Raw genomic sequence first — 16,912 nt, 5'->3', positions numbered from 1 at the left:
CGTCGTGCCGTCACGCGTGCCGGACGCGTCGGCCCCTCGGCTCGGCACACGTGTCGTCACACGTGCAGGAGGCCGCTCAGCTCGTCCGCGTGCAGCGGGACGGCGTAGACGTTGGTGCCCGGCTGGTGCTTGCGGCCGCCCCGGCCGAGGTCGCCCACGTCGACCGCGTCGAACCCGATGTCCCGGATCAGCCCGGACACCACCGCCTTCGCCTCCGAGTCGGTGCCGGAGACGGGAATGGCCAGCCGCTCCGGGTCGCCCTTGGGGCGGCTGCCGTCGCGCAGAGTCTCCCAGTACATGGCGTTGAACGCCTTGACCAGGTTCGCGCCGGTGAACTGCCTGATCTTCTCGCTGGACGTGGTGACGTCGTCGTCCAGGTCGGGGTCGTGTCCGTCGCGCTCGGGATAGTAGTTGGCGGTGTCGACGACCACCTTGCCGCGCAGTTCCCCGGCGGGCAGCTCCCGGTAGCGGCCGTAGGGGATGGACACGACGACCACCTGGCCGAACTCGGCCGCCTCCGCGGGCGTCACCGCCCGCACCGATCCGCCGATGCCCGCCACCAGGTCCCTGAGTGTCTCGGGTCCCCGGGAGTTGCTGAGGGCCACCTCGTGGCCGATCCCGGCGAAATGCCGGGCGAGGGTGGCGCCGATGCGCCCCGCCCCGATGATGCCGATCTTCATGTCTGCCTCCCTCCGTGGCCGGGCGTCCGGAGCGGCGCCACGGCCCCGCGGCACCGGCCGTCCGCCTCGCCCGCCGTCCCGGCACCGCCGAGTGCCCTGAGGCGGCGCCGCCGAAACGCCGCGGGAGGCGCGTGCGCGGGAGGCGCGGGCACCGGTGGGCCCGGGTGCCGTCGTCCCCGTCCCGGGCCACGAGCGCGGCCCCGCCGATGCGTGCGCCCGGCATCGGGATTCCACGCCGCCCACGGATCGGTACGACGAACGGTTGTGCTTTCTTGCGTTGCCTTGCCCTGACCTGCCCTGACCGGTCCGGTCGGTTGTTCGCTCCCGCCGGCTCCTCGTCCGTGGCGTGTGCGGCGGGGGCGCGTACGGACGTGGTGGGACGGCGCCCAGAGCGGCGCAGGGGCGCTGAAGGGAGCGCCTGAGCGCGGCGTGGGTAGCGCGTTGGTGCTGTCGGTGTGCGCGGGCGTGCCATGTGCCTGGCGCCGTACGCGAGGGGTGTGGCCCGGGGCTTTGCCAGCACTTTGACGGTAATTGAGCGTGCCTCTGGGGCTCCGGCGCACACTGGCAAGTTCAGCGGCCCGGCTGCCGTTCCGGTGCACCGCCGGCCGGCATGGCCGCATGGGGAGGAATCATGCCATCACCACATTCATCCCACCCCTCGCCCCAGCAGCACCACGTGCCCGCGCCCCGGCCCACCGCCGAGTCCGGAGCGGACGAGGCGGCCCCGCCCCCGGAGGAACCCGGAGCGGCCGAGCCGGACTCCGGCCCGCCCGTCGTGGGCTGGCTGCTGGTGCCCGCCGGGCTCTGGACAGAGTTCGATGCCCCGGAGGCCGGGCGGCTGCACAGCCTCGGGCTTCACAACATCACCGGTCTGCACGACATCGCCGACCCGCCCGCGCCGGCTGCGTAGACGTCTGTCCGGCCGTCTCCCCCCTGGGCCATCCGCCCAGGATCAGCGCCCGGCGGCCTCGGGGGCCGGCGGTCCGGGCGCGGGCCCGTCCGGTGCGTACAGCAGGCGCACGAACTCCTCCAGCGCGGCGTCGACGCCGGTCCGGTCGCCGGTGGCGAGCAGGTCGAGCAGCAGCCCCCGGACGACGGCGAGCGCCAGCCGGGCCCGGGCGCGGGCCGTGGCCGGGTCGGTGCCCTGTGCCGTCTCCGCGCCGGCGATCGGCTCCAGCCAGTCGGTGACCAGCCCGTCCAGGACCGGCACGGCCTCGGGCCGGCCCTGGAGGGCCTGCCCGCAGATCTCGAAGAACAGCCGCTCCTGCGCCGCCAGCCGGGGGTCGGCGAGCCGGCGCCACAGACGGCGGGCGGCGTCGGCGGGGGAGAGGTCCGGATCGCTCGTGAGCCGGGCCAGGTGTTCGCGCTGGCGCTCCTCGGCGGCCCGCACGATCTGGACGAACAGGCCCTCCTTGGAGCCGAAGTGGTGGATCAGCATCCGGTGGCTGGTCCCGATCGCGGCGCCCAGGCGGCGCAGGCTCAGCCCGGCGATGCCGTGCTCGGCCACGTAGTCGGCGGCCGCGTCCAGCATCTGCCGGCGGCGCTCCGCACCGCCCCCGCGACCCCGGACCTCACGCCCGCTTCCCGGGGCCCGCCCGTGCTGCCCGTCCCGCCCGTCACCGGTCCGCTCACGTTCCTCTGCCACGCCCTCACTGTACCAATTGGTACATGGCGGGTGTACCGTATGGTTCATGAGGTCTGTCACCGTGTCGATCGACGTACCGCAGGCGCCCGAGCCGGTCTACGACTTCCTCGACGTCATGGCCCACCACGAGTCGTTCACCGACCACTACCTGACCGACTGGCGTTACGGCGGCCCCGAGCGCGGGGTGGGAGCACGCGTCACGGTCACGGCCTCGCTGGGCGGCGCGCGTGCCGACGTCGGCATCGAGGTCGTCGAGGCGGAGCGCCCGCGGCGGATCGTCGAGCGGAACACCAGCGCGGGCGGCCGCCGCAGGGCGCGTGGCACGTACCGCATCGAGCCGTTGCCCGCCGGCGGGAGCCGGGTTGCGTTCGAGTACGCCTGGCTGCACGCCCCGCTCGCCGACCGCCTGCTGGCCCCGCTCGTCAGGGCCGCGATCCGCAGGGCCAACCGCGTCGGCATGCGGCGCATGGCCGCCGAACTGGCCCGCGCGGACTCCGCGACCACGCGCTGACGGGGCCCGGGCGGCGACCTCGGCGACGACGTGCGGGGCCGCCGCCGGCGAACGCCGGGCTCCTCGGACCAGGCCGTGCCCGCCCGGCCGTGCCTACCCGGCGGCCGGCCCCGTCCAGTCCGCCCGCACATGACCGAGGCGCACCCGCTGCGGGTGGTCGCCGACCGGCACGGACACCCTCTTCTGCCCGGTGGCGAAATTGATGGCGGTGACCTGGTCGGCACCGCTCTCGGAGACGACGCAGTCCTTCCCGTCACCGCTGACGGTGGCCCAGTACGGCTTGGCGGCGGTGACGAGCGGCCCCTCCCGGAGGCTGGAGCGGTCGACGACGGTCGCGTAGTCGTCCATGGTGGCCGCGACGCACAGCTTGCTGCCGTCGGGGCTCATCGAGATGCCGTGATCGCGCGAGTCGTTGACCATGGTGGTGCGGTCGTCGCTGGTCGCCGGGTTCTTGGGGAGGGTCTTGACGCGGGTGATCCGGTCGGTGGCGACGTCGTACTCCAGGAAGCCGTTGAAGAAGGAGACCTGGAAGTAGAAGGACGACTCGTCCGGTGAGAACACGGCCGGCCGCACGGCGTCCGAGAAGTTCGTGAGCCCCGCGGCGTCCAGCCGCTCGCGCATGTCGATGACCTTCACCTGCCGGTAGGTGGTGGCGTCGACGACGGTGATGTGCCGGTCGCCCTTCGTCCAGTCCAGCCAGGGCTCGTCGAGGCCGGTGTTCACCTCGCCGATCGACATGTTCCAGAGGTGTCTGCCGTCCTCGGTGAAGATGTTCTCGTGCGGTTTGTCGCCGGTGGCGAACGAGCCCAGTTCCTCGCCGGTGGCGATGTCCAGGACGTGCACCTTGTTCGCGGTGGAGGCCGAGACGGCGACCCGGGTTCCGTCGGGGGAGAGGGCCATGTGGTCGGCGCGGTAACCCGCCACGGGAAAACGCCAGTTGACCTTTCCGGTCGTCAGGTCGAGGGAGACCACGTCGGCGAAGCTGGGCCGCGAGACCACCACGGAGGAACCGTCCGGGGTGGAGTACATGTCGTCTGCGAACTGGTCGTGACCTTCGCCGACGGTCTCCCGGATGGCCTGGTAGTAGATCCACCTGATGGGGTCGGCCCTGATCTCCGCCAGCCGCTCCGCCTTGTCCGGGATGACGTTGATCCGTCCGAGCCTCGCGAAGTCGCCGGTGGACGCGATGACGTCCGCGGTGCCGTCCCAGTTGTTGCCCACGAACAACACCTCCCGCAGGTCCGCGGCGGCGTGCCGGGTGCCGGCGGCCGTGGCGGCGGTCCCGGGCGCGGTGACGGTCAGGACGAGGGCGGCGGCCAGGGAGCACAGGTACCTGGTGGTGGTGGCAGGCATGACTGCTCTCTCCTCTTCGGGTGACAGCTTTGGTGGGGACATGCCAAGCGCGCGAGCAAGTCTGAACAGCGGCACATTCAGATTGACCTACCGAAAAGTAAGGAAGGGGCCGCCTGCTCCACAAGACCGCGTACACGACAAAATTGGCGGACGGAGGGACGAAGAGGGGGAGGAGGCGGTCCGTGACCGGCAGGCTCAGGGCGCCGACCGGCCGCTACCGCGGCAAGTCGGCCGGCGAGCGGCAGGCCGAGCGCCGCCGCCGGTTCCTCGACGCGGCACTCCAGCTCTTCGGCGACACCCCCGGCTACCGGGGCACGACCGTGGCTGCGCTCAGCGAGGCGGCCGGCCTGTCGACCCGCCAGTTCTACGAGGAGTTCCGCACCCTCGAGGACGTCCTGGCCGCGCTGCACCTCCAGGTCAACGGCTGGGCCGAGCAGGCGGCGCTGGCCGCCCTCGGCGACGCCGCCGGCCTACCCGTCGAGGAGCGTGCCGCCGCGGTCTTCCGCGCCTACGCCACCAACGTCACCGGCGATCCCCGCCTGATCCGCGTCGCCTTCGTCGAGATCATCGGCGTCAGCCCCCGGATGGAGCGGCAGCGCCTGGCCCGCCGCTCCCGGTGGGTCCGCCTCATCTGCGCCGAGGCCGAGCAGGCCGCCGCCCGCGGGGAGGCCGCCCGCCGTGACTACCGGCTGGCGGCCACCGCCTTCATCGGCAGTGTCAACGGCCTGCTGCACGACTGGAGCGCCGGGTGGGTGGAGGCCACCCTGGACGAGGTCGTCGACGAGCTGGTCCGGCAGCTGCTCGGCATCCTGCGCCCACCGGACTGGCGGCCCCCGGCGGACAGCGGGAGCGTGCCCTGAGCGGTGGTGCAAGGGCCGGAGGCAAGTACGGTGGGAGCGGCAGGCGGACCGCAGCCGCGCAGGGCCGACGACCGACACCAGGAGCGCGACGCGATCGGCCCGCTGATGACCGCCGCGGGCGCCACCGGCGCGATCCGCCCGGACACCACGCCCGAGACCGTCTTCCGCGCCATGGGCGCCTTCTGCGCCTCGCACGGGGCCCGGCTGGGAGGCCGGGGCACAGGCCGTGGTAGGTCTGCTGTACGACGGGCTGCGCCACACCGCCCCCGGCCCGCGGTGAGCACAGGGAGAACCTCGCCATGGACGACGACGGCCGCCACCACCCGGCCGGCCCGGAGCCGTACCACCTGCACGTGCGCCGGCTCGCCATCGCGCCCGACACGGAGCGCGCCTACGCCGAGCTGTTCGCAGGCAGCCGGCACAGCTTCTGGCTGGACAGCGCCTCCCACGCCGACGGCGACGCCCGCTTCTCCGTGCTGGGCGACGGCACGGGCCCGCTCGCCGAGTACGTCACCTACCGGGTCGGGGACCGAACCGTCCGGGTGGAGCGCGCAGGCCGGCCCGACGAGGAGATCGCGCAGGGGTTCTTCGACTATCTCGCGGCCCAGCTCCGCCGGCGTGCCCTGCCCGTCGACGAGAGGCTGCCGTCCGCCTTCAACCTGGGCTACGTCGGCTACCTCGGGTACGAGCTGAAGGCCGAGACGGGCGGCACCGCGGCACACACCGCCCCGACCCCGGACGCCGCCCTCCTCTTCGCCGACCGGGCCGTGCTGGTCGACCACGCCGACCACACCGTCCACCTGCTGGCCCTCGCCACCGCGCCGGACGACCCGGACACGGAGAAGTGGCTGGACAGCACGGCGGCCCGCCTGGAACTGCTGAGCCCCGAGCGCCCCCGGCCGCGGCGGCCTCTCGTCACGGCGGCCCCGCTCGCCGAGGCGGCCCTGGTGGAACGGCACGGCAAGGCCGCCTACCTGGCACGCATCGACCAGTGCCTGACCGAGATCAGGAACGGCCAGTCGTACGAGATCTGCCTCACCAACACGCTCTCCACCACCCGTGTCCTCGACCCGCTCCCCACCTACCGGCTGATGCGGGATCTCAGCCCCGTCCCGTACGGGGCGCTGCTCGACTTCCCCGGTGTGGCGGTGCTCAGCGCCTCCCCGGAGCGGTTCCTGTCCATCGGCGCCGACCGGACCGCCGAGTCGAAGCCGATCAAGGGCACCCGGCCGCGCGGGGCCACTCCCGAGGAGGACGCGGCGCTCCGGGACGACCTGCGCACCAGCGAGAAGGACCGCGCGGAGAACGTGATGATCGTGGACCTGCTCCGCAACGACCTCGGCACCGTCTGCGCGACCGGCTCCGTGCACGTCCCGGAGCTCTTCGACGTCGAGACCTACCCACCCGTGCACCAGCTCGTCAGCACCGTCCGCGGCACCCTGCGCGACGGTGTGTCCGCGGTGGACTGCGTACGGGCCTGCTTCCCCGGCGGCTCGATGACGGGAGCGCCAAAGCTCGCCACCATGGAGATCATCGACCGGCTCGAGGACGGCCCGCGCGGTGTCTACTCGGGCGCCCTCGGCTGGTTCTCCCTGGCCGGGGCCGCAGACCTCGCCATCGTGATCCGTACCATCGTGAGCACCCCGCACGGCGCCTCCTTCGGGGTGGGCGGGGCCGTGATCGCCTCGTCCGACCCCGCGGCGGAGTACGAGGAGACCCTCGTCAAATCCCGCACGATGGCGGCGGCGATCGCGGGGCAGGGCTCCGTCCCGGACCCTCCTCACACCCCCGACCAGCAAGGACCCCACCCATGAACGCCACCCCCGCCGGGCCCGAGGCCCCGTCCCCTCTCGCGTTCGGCACCTGGCCGACGCCCGTGGAGCCGCTGCCCAGGCTCGCCGCCGCGCTCGGCCTCGGCCCCGACGACCTCCTGGTCAAGCGCGACGACCTGACCGGTCTGGGCGGCGGCGGCAACAAGGTGCGCAAGCTGGAGTGGACGGTGGGCGCGGCAGCCGCCGACGGCGCGGACACGCTGGTGACCACGGGCGCGCCGCAGAGCAACCACGCCCGGCTGACCGCTGCCGCCGCCGCACGCCAGGGCATGCGCTCCGTACTGGTCTTCCCCGGCACCGCGGGGCGCTCCCGGTCGGGCAACCTGGTCCTGGACGGGCTCTTCGGCGCCCGCGTCGTCTACTCGGGAGCCACCGGCCAGGAAGACCTTGACCGGGCGGCGCAGGACGTCTGCGCCCGGCTGCGGAGGGACGGCGCACGCCCCGCCCTCATCCCCTTCGGCGGCTCCAGCGCACTGGGCGCCCGCGGCTACGTGCGCTGCGGGCAGGAGTTGCGGGAGCAGGTGCCGGACCTGCGGACGGCGGTCGTCGCGGTGGGCTCCGGCGGCACCATGGCCGGGCTGGTCGCCTCGCTCGGCGCGGACCGTGTCCTCGGCGTCGACACCGGGGCCCTGGAAAGGCCCGTGGACGTGATCGAGTCCTTCGCCACGGAGCTGACCTCCGAGCCCCTCGGCACCGGCCGCCTCCGGGTCCGCCGCGACCAGGTGGGTGCCGGCTACGGCACGCTGACCGAACCCGTCAAGTCCGCCCTCACACTGGTGGCACGCACCGAAGGCATCGTGCTGGACCCGATCTACACCGGGCGTGCCATGGCGGGCTTGATCGCCGCCGCCCGCGAGGGCGCCATCCGGCCCGGCGAGCGGACCGTCTTCGTCCACACGGGCGGCCTGCCCGGTCTCTTCGGGCACGAGGACGCCGTCGCCCACGGGGAGGGCTCCCTCCTCACCGGCGACTGACGGTTGTTCCGCCCGCTCGGCGGGGGCGGCCCTCCCGCCGGGCCGGCCGGGGGCGGACCGGCGGTCCGGGCCCGCTCGTGGGAGCGCCGGCAGCCCTAGACTGGTGGTGTGGCGAGGTGGGCCGCCCCGCGGCCCGGCCATCGGCGTGCCGCACGCATAAGTGGCGCACGGTCCCCGACGCCCGCACGCCGTGGGCACGCAGTGGCGACGCAACCGTCCGTCCCCGCCGCGCTCGCGAAGGATCGTGGCCATGGCGAACCCGACTCGGAGTTCCACACCCGCCGCCCCGCCGTGTCCCGCCGTGCTGGAGCTGGACGGGAGGGGCCGGATCCAGTGGTGCAACGACCGGATGGCCACGTCCCTCGGCCGCACGGCCGACGAGGTGCGCGGCGCCGTCCTCGCCGATCTGCTGGACCCTGGTGCCGCGTCCGTCAGGGACTGGGGCCTGGTCGCCTCGCAGTCCGAGGGCCGTCCGATGATGATCAGCTTCCGGAACCTGGCCGACCCGGCCGCCGTGCCGGTAACGCTCCTGGTCAGGGCCGAGCGGCCGGCCGACGAGGAGGCCGGGCCGCCGGGACCGTCGCCGCCGGGACCGTTCCCGAGGGTGCGGCTGACCGAGGTCGAACCGCGCGACGACCTGGACCGGCTCGCCGAGCCCCTGCACCTGGTCGGCCGGCTCAGCGGGACCGGGATGTGGATCTGCGCGCCCCGGGACGAACGCATCGCCTGTGTGGGCACCACCGCGCCGCTGCCCGGCCTGCCCCAGCTCACCCAGCTCCACGTCTCCGAACTGCTCTCCCGGGTGCACGAGGAGGACATCGGCAAGGTGCGGCAGATGCTGCTCGGCACCCCGGCCGGCACCACCGAACCGGCCTGGACCCGGTTCCGCATCCGGAGCCCCGGCGGCGGCTGGCGCCGGCTGATCGGCCGCGGCGGCTGGTACCGGCAGGGCCCGGGCGGTGAAGCGGTCCACATCGGAGTGGTCCGCGAGGACGAGCCGCCGGGAGAGGGCCGGGAACACCTGCTCGGGCAGATACGGGTGGAGCGGGAGCGCAGCGCCCAGGTGGCCGACGTCTCCGCCTCGCTGATCAGCGCCACCACCGAGGAGGAGTTCTCCCGCGTCATCGTCGACAAGGTCGCGGAGGCCTTCGGCGGCATCGGCACCGTGCTGGCCTTCGTCGACGACGACCGGCTCCGTGTTCCCGGGGGGCTCGGCCTGGACGCCTGGCACCAGCGCGTCATGGACGGCATGCCGCTCACCGAGTCCCGCATCCTGCCCTACGCCATCCGCACCGGCGAAGCGCAGTTCATCGACAACCGGGAGGAGTTCGCCGAACGCTGGCCCGCCGCCGAGGAGTTCCTCAAGAGGTTCGACGCCAGGTCCGGCGCGGTGGTCCCGTTCGGAACCGGCGGGCGGTCCATCGGCGGCTGGGGTGTCATGTACGACACCGAGCACATGCCGCCCGAGGACGAGCGCATCCTGATGCGCACCCTCGCCTACCTCGCCGGGCAGGCGCTGGAGCGCATCCAGCTCCAGCAGGCCAGGCTGGACATGGCCCGGGTACTCCAGCGGAGCATGCTGCCGCCGCGCATCCCGTGGATCCCCGGCCTGCGGACCGCCGCGCGCTACGCGCCCGCCCAGCGCGGCCTCGACATCGGCGGCGACTGGTACGACGCCTTCCTGCTCGGCGACGAGACGGTGGCGCTGGTCATCGGCGACGTACAGGGACACGACGTGGACGCCGCCGCCTTCATGGGCCAGGTCCGCACCTCCATCCGCGCCTTCGCCTCCCTGGAACCCGACCCGGGCACCGTCCTCGCCCGCACCAACGACCTGCTCGTGAAGATGTCCGTACCCACCTTCGCGAGCTGCACCTTCCTGCGCTACCACACCCGCGACGGCCACATCGACGCGGCGCGCGCCGGGCACATCCCCCTGGTGTGGGCCTCCGGCGACGACTCCCACGGCGCCCTGGACCTCAGCGGCGGGCCCGTCCTCGGCGTGGTGGCCGACGCGGAGTTCCCCACCCGGAACTTCACCCTGCCGCACGGCTCGGTCCTCGCACTGATCACCGACGGCGTGGTGGAGGGCCCCGCCCAGAGCCTCGACACGGGCCTGGCCCGGACCAGCGCCCTCATCGCCGAGACCCTGCACCAGGGCCTCGGCCCGCAGGCGACCGCCGACCGCCTGCTCGCCTCCGCCCAGGCCGTGGGCCACGAGGACGACGCCGCACTGCTCGTCCTCCGCCGCCCCTGACCGCCCGGGCCCCGGTACCCACCGCCGGCGCCCGACGGACGGCCGGCCGGTGGGCCGGGGTGCGGCGGGTCCGGGCCGTCCGGTCCTGCCGCCGGCCGGACCCTCGGCGGCCCCGGGCTGGTGGTGCCCGCCTGCCGGCGGCGGGCACCCGGCGGTCACCCGGCCGGCACGAGCGTCACCTTCGACGGGTCCACCCACAGGTGCACCGAGGTGCCCGGCTCGATGGACCGCGTCGGGTGTGAGCGGATGCGCATCTCGCGCTTGCCGACCCGGACCACATGGTCGACGGCGTCGCCCAGGTACGCCCGGGTGAGCACCTCGCCCGTCCACCGGTTGACCCCCTCGGAGGGCTGCTCGGTGCCGATGTCCACGGCCTCCGGACGGATGGACAGCAGCACGTCGCTGCCCGCACCGGGCGCCGCCGTCCCCGCGCTGCCGTGCGCCGTCCGGCACACCACCCGGCCGTCCGGGGTCTCCACGGACACCTCGTCGCCCGACACCGACCGCACCACGCCCGTGACGAAGTTGGAGACGCCGATGAACTCGGCGACGAACCTGGTGGCCGGCCTGGTGTAGATCTCCCGCGGGCTGCCGATCTGCTCGATCGCGCCCTGGTTCATCACCGCGATCCGGCTCGACATCACCAGCGCCTCGGACTGGTCGTGCGTCACGTACACGGCGGTCAGGCCGAGGTCGCGCTGCAGCCGCTTCAGCTCAAAGCGCATGCTCTCCCGCAGTTTGGCGTCGAGGTTGGACAACGGCTCGTCCAGCAGCAGCAGTTCGGGCTTAACGACCAGCGCCCGGGCGAGCGCCAGGCGCTGCTGCTGGCCCCCGGAGAGCTTGGTGGCCGGGCGGGAGGCGTACGCCGACAGCTCCGTGACCTCCAGCAGCCGCGCCACCCGCTCGTCGATCTCCGCACGGCCAGGCCTGCGCCCGCGGGGCAGGACGTCCAGCGGGAACGACACGTTCTTGGCGACGGTCATGTGCGGCCAGATCGCGTACGACTGGAACACCATGCCCAGCGCACGGCGGTTCGCGGGCACGCTCACCCGTCTCGTCGCGTCGAAGAGCACCCGGTCCGAGAGGGTGATCCGGCCGCCGTCCGGCGTCTCGAGGCCGGCGACCGAGCGGAGCGTCGTGGTCTTCCCGCAGCCCGAGGGGCCCAGCAGGGTGAACAGCTCACCGCTGTGCACCTCGAAGCTGGCGCCGCCGACCGCGTGGACACGCGCGCCGTCCGCGCCGCCCCGCCGCCGGCCGCGCGCCCCGGGGCCGTAGCTCTTCACCAGGTTGTCGACGATCAGCATGTCCAGGTCCCTCCTGGCTAGTTGGCGGTGTCGGACTGAAGGCCGGTGCGGGCGCCGAGGCGCTGGGCGAGCAGGACCAGCACGACGAGGATCAGCACCATGCAGACGCCGAGCGCCGCGAGCGTGGTGAGCTGGCCGTTCTCGAACTGCTCCCAGATGAGCACGGAGAGGACCTCCGTGCCGGGGCTGTACAGCAGGATGGTGCTCGACAGCTCGCGGAAGGACACGACGAGGATGTAGATCCACCCGGCGATGAGACCGCTGCTCGCCAGCGGCACCAGAATCCGCCGGAACGTCTGCCACCAGGAGGCGCCGAACACGGTCGCCGACTCCTCCAGCTCGCCGGACATCTGCGCCATCGCGGCCGACGCGTACCGCATGCCGTACGGCAGATAGCGGGTGCAGTAGGAGATCAGCAGGATGAGCAGCGTGCCGTAGATCGGCAGCGGAACCCTCAGGTACACGAACGCCAGCGCCAGGCCGAGGACCAGGCCGGGGACGACGATCGGCGTGAACGCCAGCAGGTCGAGCAGCCGCCTGCCGGGGAGCCGGGTGCGCACCACGGCCCAGGACACCACGGCCGCCAGCGCCATCACGACGGTGGCCGCGCCGACGCCGAGGATCAGCGAGTTCTTCAGTGCCGTGGCCGCGAGCGGCAGGTGCAGCACCGTCGAGTAGTTGTGCAGCGACATGCCGTGCAGTGCCTTCATCGACGGTGTCGAGTACGTCCTCAGCAGGGACGCGTAGACCAGCACCGCGACCGGCAGCACCACGGTGAGCAGGAAGTACAGCACGACCGCGGCGCCCACCCAGGGCCGGGCCCGGCCCAGCGCCACCGGCTGCGGGCGGAACGCCTTGCCGGTCACCGTCTGGAAGGACCGTCCGCCGCGTTGCAGCCACGTCGACAGCAGCACACCGACGACGGCGATGGCGAGCAGGCCGACCGCGTAGGCGCCCGCGCTCCCGTAGTCGATGGGGTACGACCGGAGCACGAAGTAGATCCGGCTGGTGAACACGTAGGTGCCGTTCTGCAGACCGAGCAGCCCCGGCACCTCGAAACTCTCCAGGGACTGCACGAACATCAGCAGCGCCGCCGAGATCAGCGCGGGCCGCATGAGGGGCACGGTGATCCGGCGCAGCACCGTCAGCCGGGACGCGCCGGACATCGCGGCGGACTCCTCCAGGGAGGGGTCCATGCCCCGGAACGCGGCCACCATCAGCAGGAAGGCCACCGGGGCGAGATGCAGCCCCTGCACCCAGATCATGCCCCAGACGGTGTACACGTCGACCGGGCTCGCCCCGAACAGCGGCTTGAACACCAGGGTGTTGACGAGCCCGATCGAGGGGTCGCCGAGGAAGATCCAGGCCGCCGCGTACAGAATGCCCGGCACGATCAACGGCACCAGGGACGCCGCGAAGAGCAGACCCTTGAACGGCAGGTCGGTGCGGACCTGGAGGTAGGCGAGCACCGACCCGACGACGAGCGCGAACGCGGCCGCTCCCACGGCGAACTCCAGGGAGTCGAGCATCATCCGGCCGGCCTGGGCGTTGCCGCCGTAGGCGCGTCTGAACGCGTTCAGGGACAGGCCGTGGTCGCCTACGAAGGTGTCGTGCAGCAGGTACCCGAGCGGGACGAGGGCGAGGAAGCCGACGACCAGCATGGCGCCGCCCACGATGAGGATCTGGGGCGTGAGCAGCCGGCGCAGGCGGGCCGGCTCGTCGGCCACCGGCGCGGGCGCCGCGGGCCCGGCGGGCAGGTCGGTCGTGACGGTCATATGATCACCTCACGTGGGAAGGGAGGGGCGGAGGGCGGGGCGGGAACGGGGACGGGCTGCGGGCGGTGTCCGGTGTGCCTATGTGCCGTCCGCGAGCACCCCGCGGAGCTGCTCGTCGTACCGCTTGTCCCAGGAGCCGCTTGAGGTGGCCAGGGTCTTGGCGTCGAACGGGACGAGGTTGAGGCCCTTGAGGCTGGTGTCGCCCGGTACCTTCGTGGACGGTGTGAGGTGCTGGGAGACCAGCACCTTCTGGCCCTCGTCGAGCATCCAGTCGTAGAACAGCCAGGCCGCCGCGGGGTGCTTGGCGCCCTTGAGCATGCCGACGCCGTTCGGGCGGGGGAAGGCAGGGATGGGGTTGGTGCCGTCGGGCAGCCGGTACGACACGGGGGCGCCCTTCGCCCGCGCCTGCTGGGTGATGTACGTGTAGTTCATCGAGTCGAGCGGTGTCTGGCCGGCGCCGAGCAGCGACATGATGGTGGTGTGGCCCTTGGTCACCTTGCCGTTGGCGACGATCGCCTTCCACAGTGCGCTGACCTGCCGCCGGGTCTTGCCGTGCGTCAGCCAGTAGTGGGTGACGTTCTCGTACCAGTCGCTGTCGGTGGGTTCCAGGGTGAGCTTTCCGCGGTATTCGGGGTCCGCCAGGTCCTCCCAACTGCGCGGCGCGTCGGCGGGCTTGACGAGGTCGGTGTTCCACGCCGGCAGGAAGACGTTGAACCGGTCCGCCGTCCAGCCCTCGAAGCGGCCCGACGCGGCGACCCGGGCGAGCCCGGGTCCGGTGTAGCGGGCCAGGACGTGCTGCTCGCCCAGCTCCGTCATCTCCAGGAAGTCGCTCTCGACCGCGTCGGCGCCCAGCTTCCTCGCCTGCGACTCCTGCAGGACGCGCTGGAGGATCGTCTCGGAGTTGGCCCGGAACATCGAGACCCTGATCCCGAACCTCTTCTGGAACGTCTTCTGCACCACCGCGGCGACGTCGTCCGTCAGCGAGGTGTAGACCTTCAGGGTCCCCTCGTCGCGGGCCAGCCGGACCGCCTCGGCGCGCTGCCTGTCCCGTGGCAGCGACTGGATGTCGTCGTACACCTTCTGTGCCGCCTCGGAGGCGACGTCGGCCACCCGGATCTGGCCCGAGTCGGCCGCGCCGGCCCCGCAGCCGGTCACGAGCAGAAGAGAGAAAACGCAGGCCACGCCGCACGTTCGGGTCCGCATTGCCCTTCCTTTCGGCCAGATCTGCTGTCGCGCGTCTAGCTGTCTTACCATTTGCCCTTTCGGGCGGGAAGGGGGTGCGCACGGCCTTTGCGGCGGGGAGCGGACGTGCAGCGGTGGGCCTTTGGAGCGGTTCGGGTGCGATGGCGGGCCGGCCCGGGGAGTGGCGGGCGGACGGGAGGGCCGAGGCGGGCGCACGTGCCGCGCGACGCACGGCGGCCCCGTCCGCTCGTCTCGACGACGCGGCGGACGGGGCCGGAGAAGGGAGCTGACGGTCAGTCGCGGATGCGAAGGTGGAGATCCAGGCCACCCGTCCCGGGTACCTCCGCACCGGGCAGTAGCCGCATGTCATGGCCGTAGTCGCCGCCGTCGAGCCGGCGGAACGGGACAGGCTCCGCCGTCCAGAGCCGCTCAAGCCTGGCACGGTACGCCTGCTTCGCTGCCGCGAACCGCTCTTCCGGCATCCCGGGTGTCTCGTACAGCGCGAACGGCTCCAGGGGCGTCATGCCGGTGAACCAGAACAGGCCGTGCTGGATGGGGTACAGAACATCCGCGAGCCGGCCGTGGATGCCCCGGTCGGAGAACGCGGACTCCCGGGCGCCGATCGTCACCGACACCATCGCACGCCGCCCCGCCAGCGCGCCCTCGCTGTACGGCGGGGGCAGCGACGGGCCATGGGCGAACTCGAAGGTGAAGACCCGGTCGATCCAGCCCTTCAGGAGCGCCGGCACCGAGAACCACCAGAGCGGGAACTGCAGGATCACCATGTCCGACCACCGCACCTTCTCCTGCTCCGCCGCGATGTCCGGCGCCAACCGCCCGGCCAGCGTGGCCCGGCCCGACTCCGCGAGGACGTCAAGCCGCCGGTCCGGGACGTGCTCGGGGAAGTCGTCGGCGTCCACGCCCGCCTTCCACTTCATCGCGTACAGGTCGGAGACCCGCACCTCGTGCCCGGCCGCACGCAGTTCCTGTGCGGCGAAGGAGGTCAAGGCGGCGTTGAGCGAACGGGGTTCCGGGTGGGCCGTGACGATCAGGACGTTCTTCTTCGGGGGAGTTTCGGTCATGACGCCACGTTCTCCCGGGCGGCGCCCGGCAGCCAGCACCCGGTTCGACCGTCGGAACGCCGATCCTGGTACTGCGCGGACCACCCATACTGGAACGCATGGACAGTGTGGACTACGCCGAGCGCACGGTCGCCTCCGGTGGCAGCCCCGGGCACGCCGACGCCGGTGGCCGCCCCGGCGGCGCCGGCCGCGCGGCAGGCGGTGACCCCGCAGGCGGCCTTGACCGTGCCGACCGGATGCCGGGTGCCGGCGGGGCCCCGGTCGTCGACGGGTTCGGCGACGCCCGGCGTGCCCTCGGCAGCTTCCTCCGGGCCCGCCGCAGCCGGGTGGCACCGGAGCACGTGGGCCTCGCAGGCGGCCGACGCCGGCGGGTGCGGGGCCTGCGCCGGGAGGAACTCGCCCAGCTCGCCGGGATCAGCGTGGACTACTACGTGCGCCTCGAACAGGGCCGCGCCACCCAGCCGTCCCAGGAGGTACTGGACGCGCTGGCCAGGGCACTCGGCCTGGACGCGGCGGAGCGCAGGCACCTCGCCACGCTGGCCGCCGGCAGGACCGGCTCTCCGCCCACGGCCCGCGTCAGCCCGCTGCTGCGGCGGCTGATGGCCGCCATGGACGGCTTCCCGGCCGTCGCGATGAACCACCGGCTGGACGTGGTGGCCTGCAACGCCCTGGGCGCCGAGCTGATGGGCGGCCTGGCCGAGCCCGGCCGCCGCGACCCCAATCAGGCCCGGTTCATCTTCCTCGACCCCGCCTCCCGGACCGTCTTCCCCGACTGGCCGGACAGGGCCGCGGAGGCCGTGGGCATGCTGCGGGTCTCCGCGGGCCGCTTCCCCGACGACACGGAACTGGCGGCGCTCCTCACCGGGCTGTCCGCGCACAGCGCCGAGTTCCGGCGGATCTGGGACACCGGCGAGGTCGTGATGTGCGCCTCGGGCCGCAAACGGCTGCGGCACCCCGAGGCAGGGTTGCTGCACCTGGACTTCGAGACCCTGCACGTGCCGGTCGCGCCCGGCGAGACCGGCCTCGTCGTGCACGTCTTCGGCGCGCAGGAGGGCAGCACGGAGGCCGCCGCCCTCACCCGGCTGGCCGCGACGGTCACGGACCGTCCGCACCGTGACGCCGGGCTAGACGCACCGTGACGCCGGGCGAGACGCACCGTGGCGCCGGGCGAGACGCACCGTGGCGCAGGACGAGACGCACCGTGACGCGGGATGGGACGACGAGCGCCGCACACGGGACGAACGAGGGTCGGCCTGGCGGGCGTGCACGGTACGTCGGCCGGCGCTCACGGTATGGCGACGGGCTCTCACGGTGTGCCGACGGGCGCGCGGAGCCCGGGCCCGCCCGAGTTGCCCGTGCGGCGTGCAGCGGCGAGCCTGCTGGAGGGGCCACCCACGCGGGCCGGAGGCGGGCGGGCGAGGCGACGGTGCGACGGCCCGGGCCACGCCCCGGCACAC

At 73.2% G+C, this 16,912-nt stretch carries 14 protein-coding genes; 7 read left to right on the top strand and 7 right to left on the bottom strand.

What is annotated here, in order from left to right:
• Positions 1-56: 56 nt before the first annotated feature.
• Complete coding sequence (locus ACSMXW_RS00325) at positions 57-680, bottom strand: NADPH-dependent F420 reductase (protein WP_485803008.1); 624 nt, start codon at positions 678-680, stop codon at positions 57-59.
• A gap of 631 nt (positions 681-1,311) precedes the next feature.
• Between ACSMXW_RS00325 and ACSMXW_RS00320 the strand changes: the two genes are divergently transcribed.
• Complete coding sequence (locus ACSMXW_RS00320) at positions 1,312-1,590, top strand: hypothetical protein (protein WP_485803007.1); 279 nt, start codon at positions 1,312-1,314, stop codon at positions 1,588-1,590.
• Positions 1,591-1,632: 42 nt separating this feature from the next.
• Here ACSMXW_RS00320 and ACSMXW_RS00315 read toward each other — a convergent pair whose 3' ends face one another.
• Positions 1,633-2,325 (bottom strand): TetR/AcrR family transcriptional regulator, encoded by a 693-nt coding sequence (locus tag ACSMXW_RS00315; RefSeq protein WP_485803005.1) that lies wholly within the window; start codon positions 2,323-2,325, stop codon positions 1,633-1,635.
• A gap of 46 nt (positions 2,326-2,371) precedes the next feature.
• Between ACSMXW_RS00315 and ACSMXW_RS00310 the strand changes: the two genes are divergently transcribed.
• Complete coding sequence (locus ACSMXW_RS00310) at positions 2,372-2,836, top strand: SRPBCC family protein (protein WP_485803003.1); 465 nt, start codon at positions 2,372-2,374, stop codon at positions 2,834-2,836.
• A 93-nt stretch (positions 2,837-2,929) separates the two neighbouring features.
• Here the strand turns inward: ACSMXW_RS00310 and ACSMXW_RS00305 are convergent, their stop codons facing one another.
• Complete coding sequence (locus ACSMXW_RS00305; protein ID WP_485803001.1) at positions 2,930-4,189, bottom strand: YncE family protein; 1,260 nt, start codon at positions 4,187-4,189, stop codon at positions 2,930-2,932.
• Positions 4,190-4,371: 182 nt separating this feature from the next.
• Between ACSMXW_RS00305 and ACSMXW_RS00300 the strand changes: the two genes are divergently transcribed.
• The 4 genes from ACSMXW_RS00300 (at position 4,372) to ACSMXW_RS00285 (ending at position 10,112) form a co-directional block, all read left to right on the top strand.
• A complete protein-coding gene (locus ACSMXW_RS00300; RefSeq protein ID WP_485803000.1) occupies positions 4,372-5,049 on the top strand; it encodes a TetR/AcrR family transcriptional regulator in 678 nt (225 codons plus the stop codon).
• A gap of 299 nt (positions 5,050-5,348) precedes the next feature.
• Positions 5,349-6,863, top strand: a complete 1,515-nt coding sequence (pabB, locus tag ACSMXW_RS00295) for an aminodeoxychorismate synthase component I (protein ID WP_485802999.1) — start codon at positions 5,349-5,351, stop codon at positions 6,861-6,863.
• Positions 6,860-7,855 (top strand): pyridoxal-phosphate dependent enzyme, encoded by a 996-nt coding sequence (locus ACSMXW_RS00290; RefSeq protein ID WP_485802997.1) that lies wholly within the window; start codon positions 6,860-6,862, stop codon positions 7,853-7,855. The genes pabB and ACSMXW_RS00290 overlap by 4 nt, the downstream gene beginning before the upstream one ends.
• A 250-nt stretch (positions 7,856-8,105) precedes the next feature.
• Complete coding sequence (locus ACSMXW_RS00285) at positions 8,106-10,112, top strand: SpoIIE family protein phosphatase (RefSeq protein ID WP_485802995.1); 2,007 nt, start codon at positions 8,106-8,108, stop codon at positions 10,110-10,112.
• A gap of 155 nt (positions 10,113-10,267) precedes the next feature.
• On the opposite strand, the gene ACSMXW_RS00280 is transcribed toward ACSMXW_RS00285, so the two are convergent.
• The 4 genes from ACSMXW_RS00280 to ACSMXW_RS00265 all read right to left on the bottom strand — a co-directional run bounded on the left by ACSMXW_RS00280 (position 10,268) and on the right by ACSMXW_RS00265 (position 15,455).
• Positions 10,268-11,416, bottom strand: coding sequence for an ABC transporter ATP-binding protein (locus ACSMXW_RS00280; RefSeq protein WP_485802993.1), 1,149 nt, complete (start codon positions 11,414-11,416; stop codon positions 10,268-10,270).
• Positions 11,417-11,433: 17 nt separating this feature from the next.
• Positions 11,434-13,191, bottom strand: coding sequence for an ABC transporter permease (locus ACSMXW_RS00275; protein ID WP_485802991.1), 1,758 nt, complete (start codon positions 13,189-13,191; stop codon positions 11,434-11,436).
• 78 nt (positions 13,192-13,269) lie between these two features.
• Complete coding sequence (locus ACSMXW_RS00270) at positions 13,270-14,394, bottom strand: ABC transporter substrate-binding protein (RefSeq protein ID WP_485802989.1); 1,125 nt, start codon at positions 14,392-14,394, stop codon at positions 13,270-13,272.
• Between the two features lie 272 nt (positions 14,395-14,666).
• Entirely contained in the window at positions 14,667-15,455 is a 789-nt protein-coding gene (locus tag ACSMXW_RS00265; RefSeq protein WP_485802987.1) for an NAD(P)H-dependent oxidoreductase, read from the bottom strand.
• 98 nt (positions 15,456-15,553) lie between these two features.
• On the opposite strand from ACSMXW_RS00265, the gene ACSMXW_RS00260 reads away from it, so the two are divergent.
• Positions 15,554-16,594 (top strand): MmyB family transcriptional regulator, encoded by a 1,041-nt coding sequence (locus ACSMXW_RS00260; protein WP_485802985.1) that lies wholly within the window; start codon positions 15,554-15,556, stop codon positions 16,592-16,594.
• Positions 16,595-16,912 lie beyond the last annotated feature (318 nt).

The sequence above is a fragment of the Streptomyces sp. DSM 116793 genome (genome assembly GCF_057320905.1).
This window is presented reverse-complemented; position numbering and strand designations above follow the sequence as displayed.

Bases quoted from the DNA above. Each gene is read 5' to 3' on its own strand.
- ACSMXW_RS00270 (WP_485802989.1), bottom strand. From the start codon at position 14,394: ATGCGGACCCGAACGTGCGGCGTGGCCTGCGTTTTCTCTCTTCTGCTC.
- ACSMXW_RS00285 (WP_485802995.1), top strand. From the start codon at position 8,106: ATGGCGAACCCGACTCGGAGTTCCACACCCGCCGCCCCGCCGTGTCCC.
- ACSMXW_RS00280 (WP_485802993.1), bottom strand. From the start codon at position 11,416: ATGCTGATCGTCGACAACCTGGTGAAGAGCTACGGCCCCGGGGCGCGC.
- pabB (WP_485802999.1), top strand. From the start codon at position 5,349: ATGGACGACGACGGCCGCCACCACCCGGCCGGCCCGGAGCCGTACCAC.
- ACSMXW_RS00265 (WP_485802987.1), bottom strand. From the start codon at position 15,455: ATGACCGAAACTCCCCCGAAGAAGAACGTCCTGATCGTCACGGCCCAC.
- ACSMXW_RS00310 (WP_485803003.1), top strand. From the start codon at position 2,372: ATGAGGTCTGTCACCGTGTCGATCGACGTACCGCAGGCGCCCGAGCCG.
- ACSMXW_RS00305 (WP_485803001.1), bottom strand. From the start codon at position 4,189: ATGCCTGCCACCACCACCAGGTACCTGTGCTCCCTGGCCGCCGCCCTC.
- ACSMXW_RS00275 (WP_485802991.1), bottom strand. From the start codon at position 13,191: ATGACCGTCACGACCGACCTGCCCGCCGGGCCCGCGGCGCCCGCGCCG.
- ACSMXW_RS00260 (WP_485802985.1), top strand. From the start codon at position 15,554: ATGGACAGTGTGGACTACGCCGAGCGCACGGTCGCCTCCGGTGGCAGC.
- ACSMXW_RS00320 (WP_485803007.1), top strand. From the start codon at position 1,312: ATGCCATCACCACATTCATCCCACCCCTCGCCCCAGCAGCACCACGTG.
- ACSMXW_RS00290 (WP_485802997.1), top strand. From the start codon at position 6,860: ATGAACGCCACCCCCGCCGGGCCCGAGGCCCCGTCCCCTCTCGCGTTC.
- ACSMXW_RS00325 (WP_485803008.1), bottom strand. From the start codon at position 680: ATGAAGATCGGCATCATCGGGGCGGGGCGCATCGGCGCCACCCTCGCC.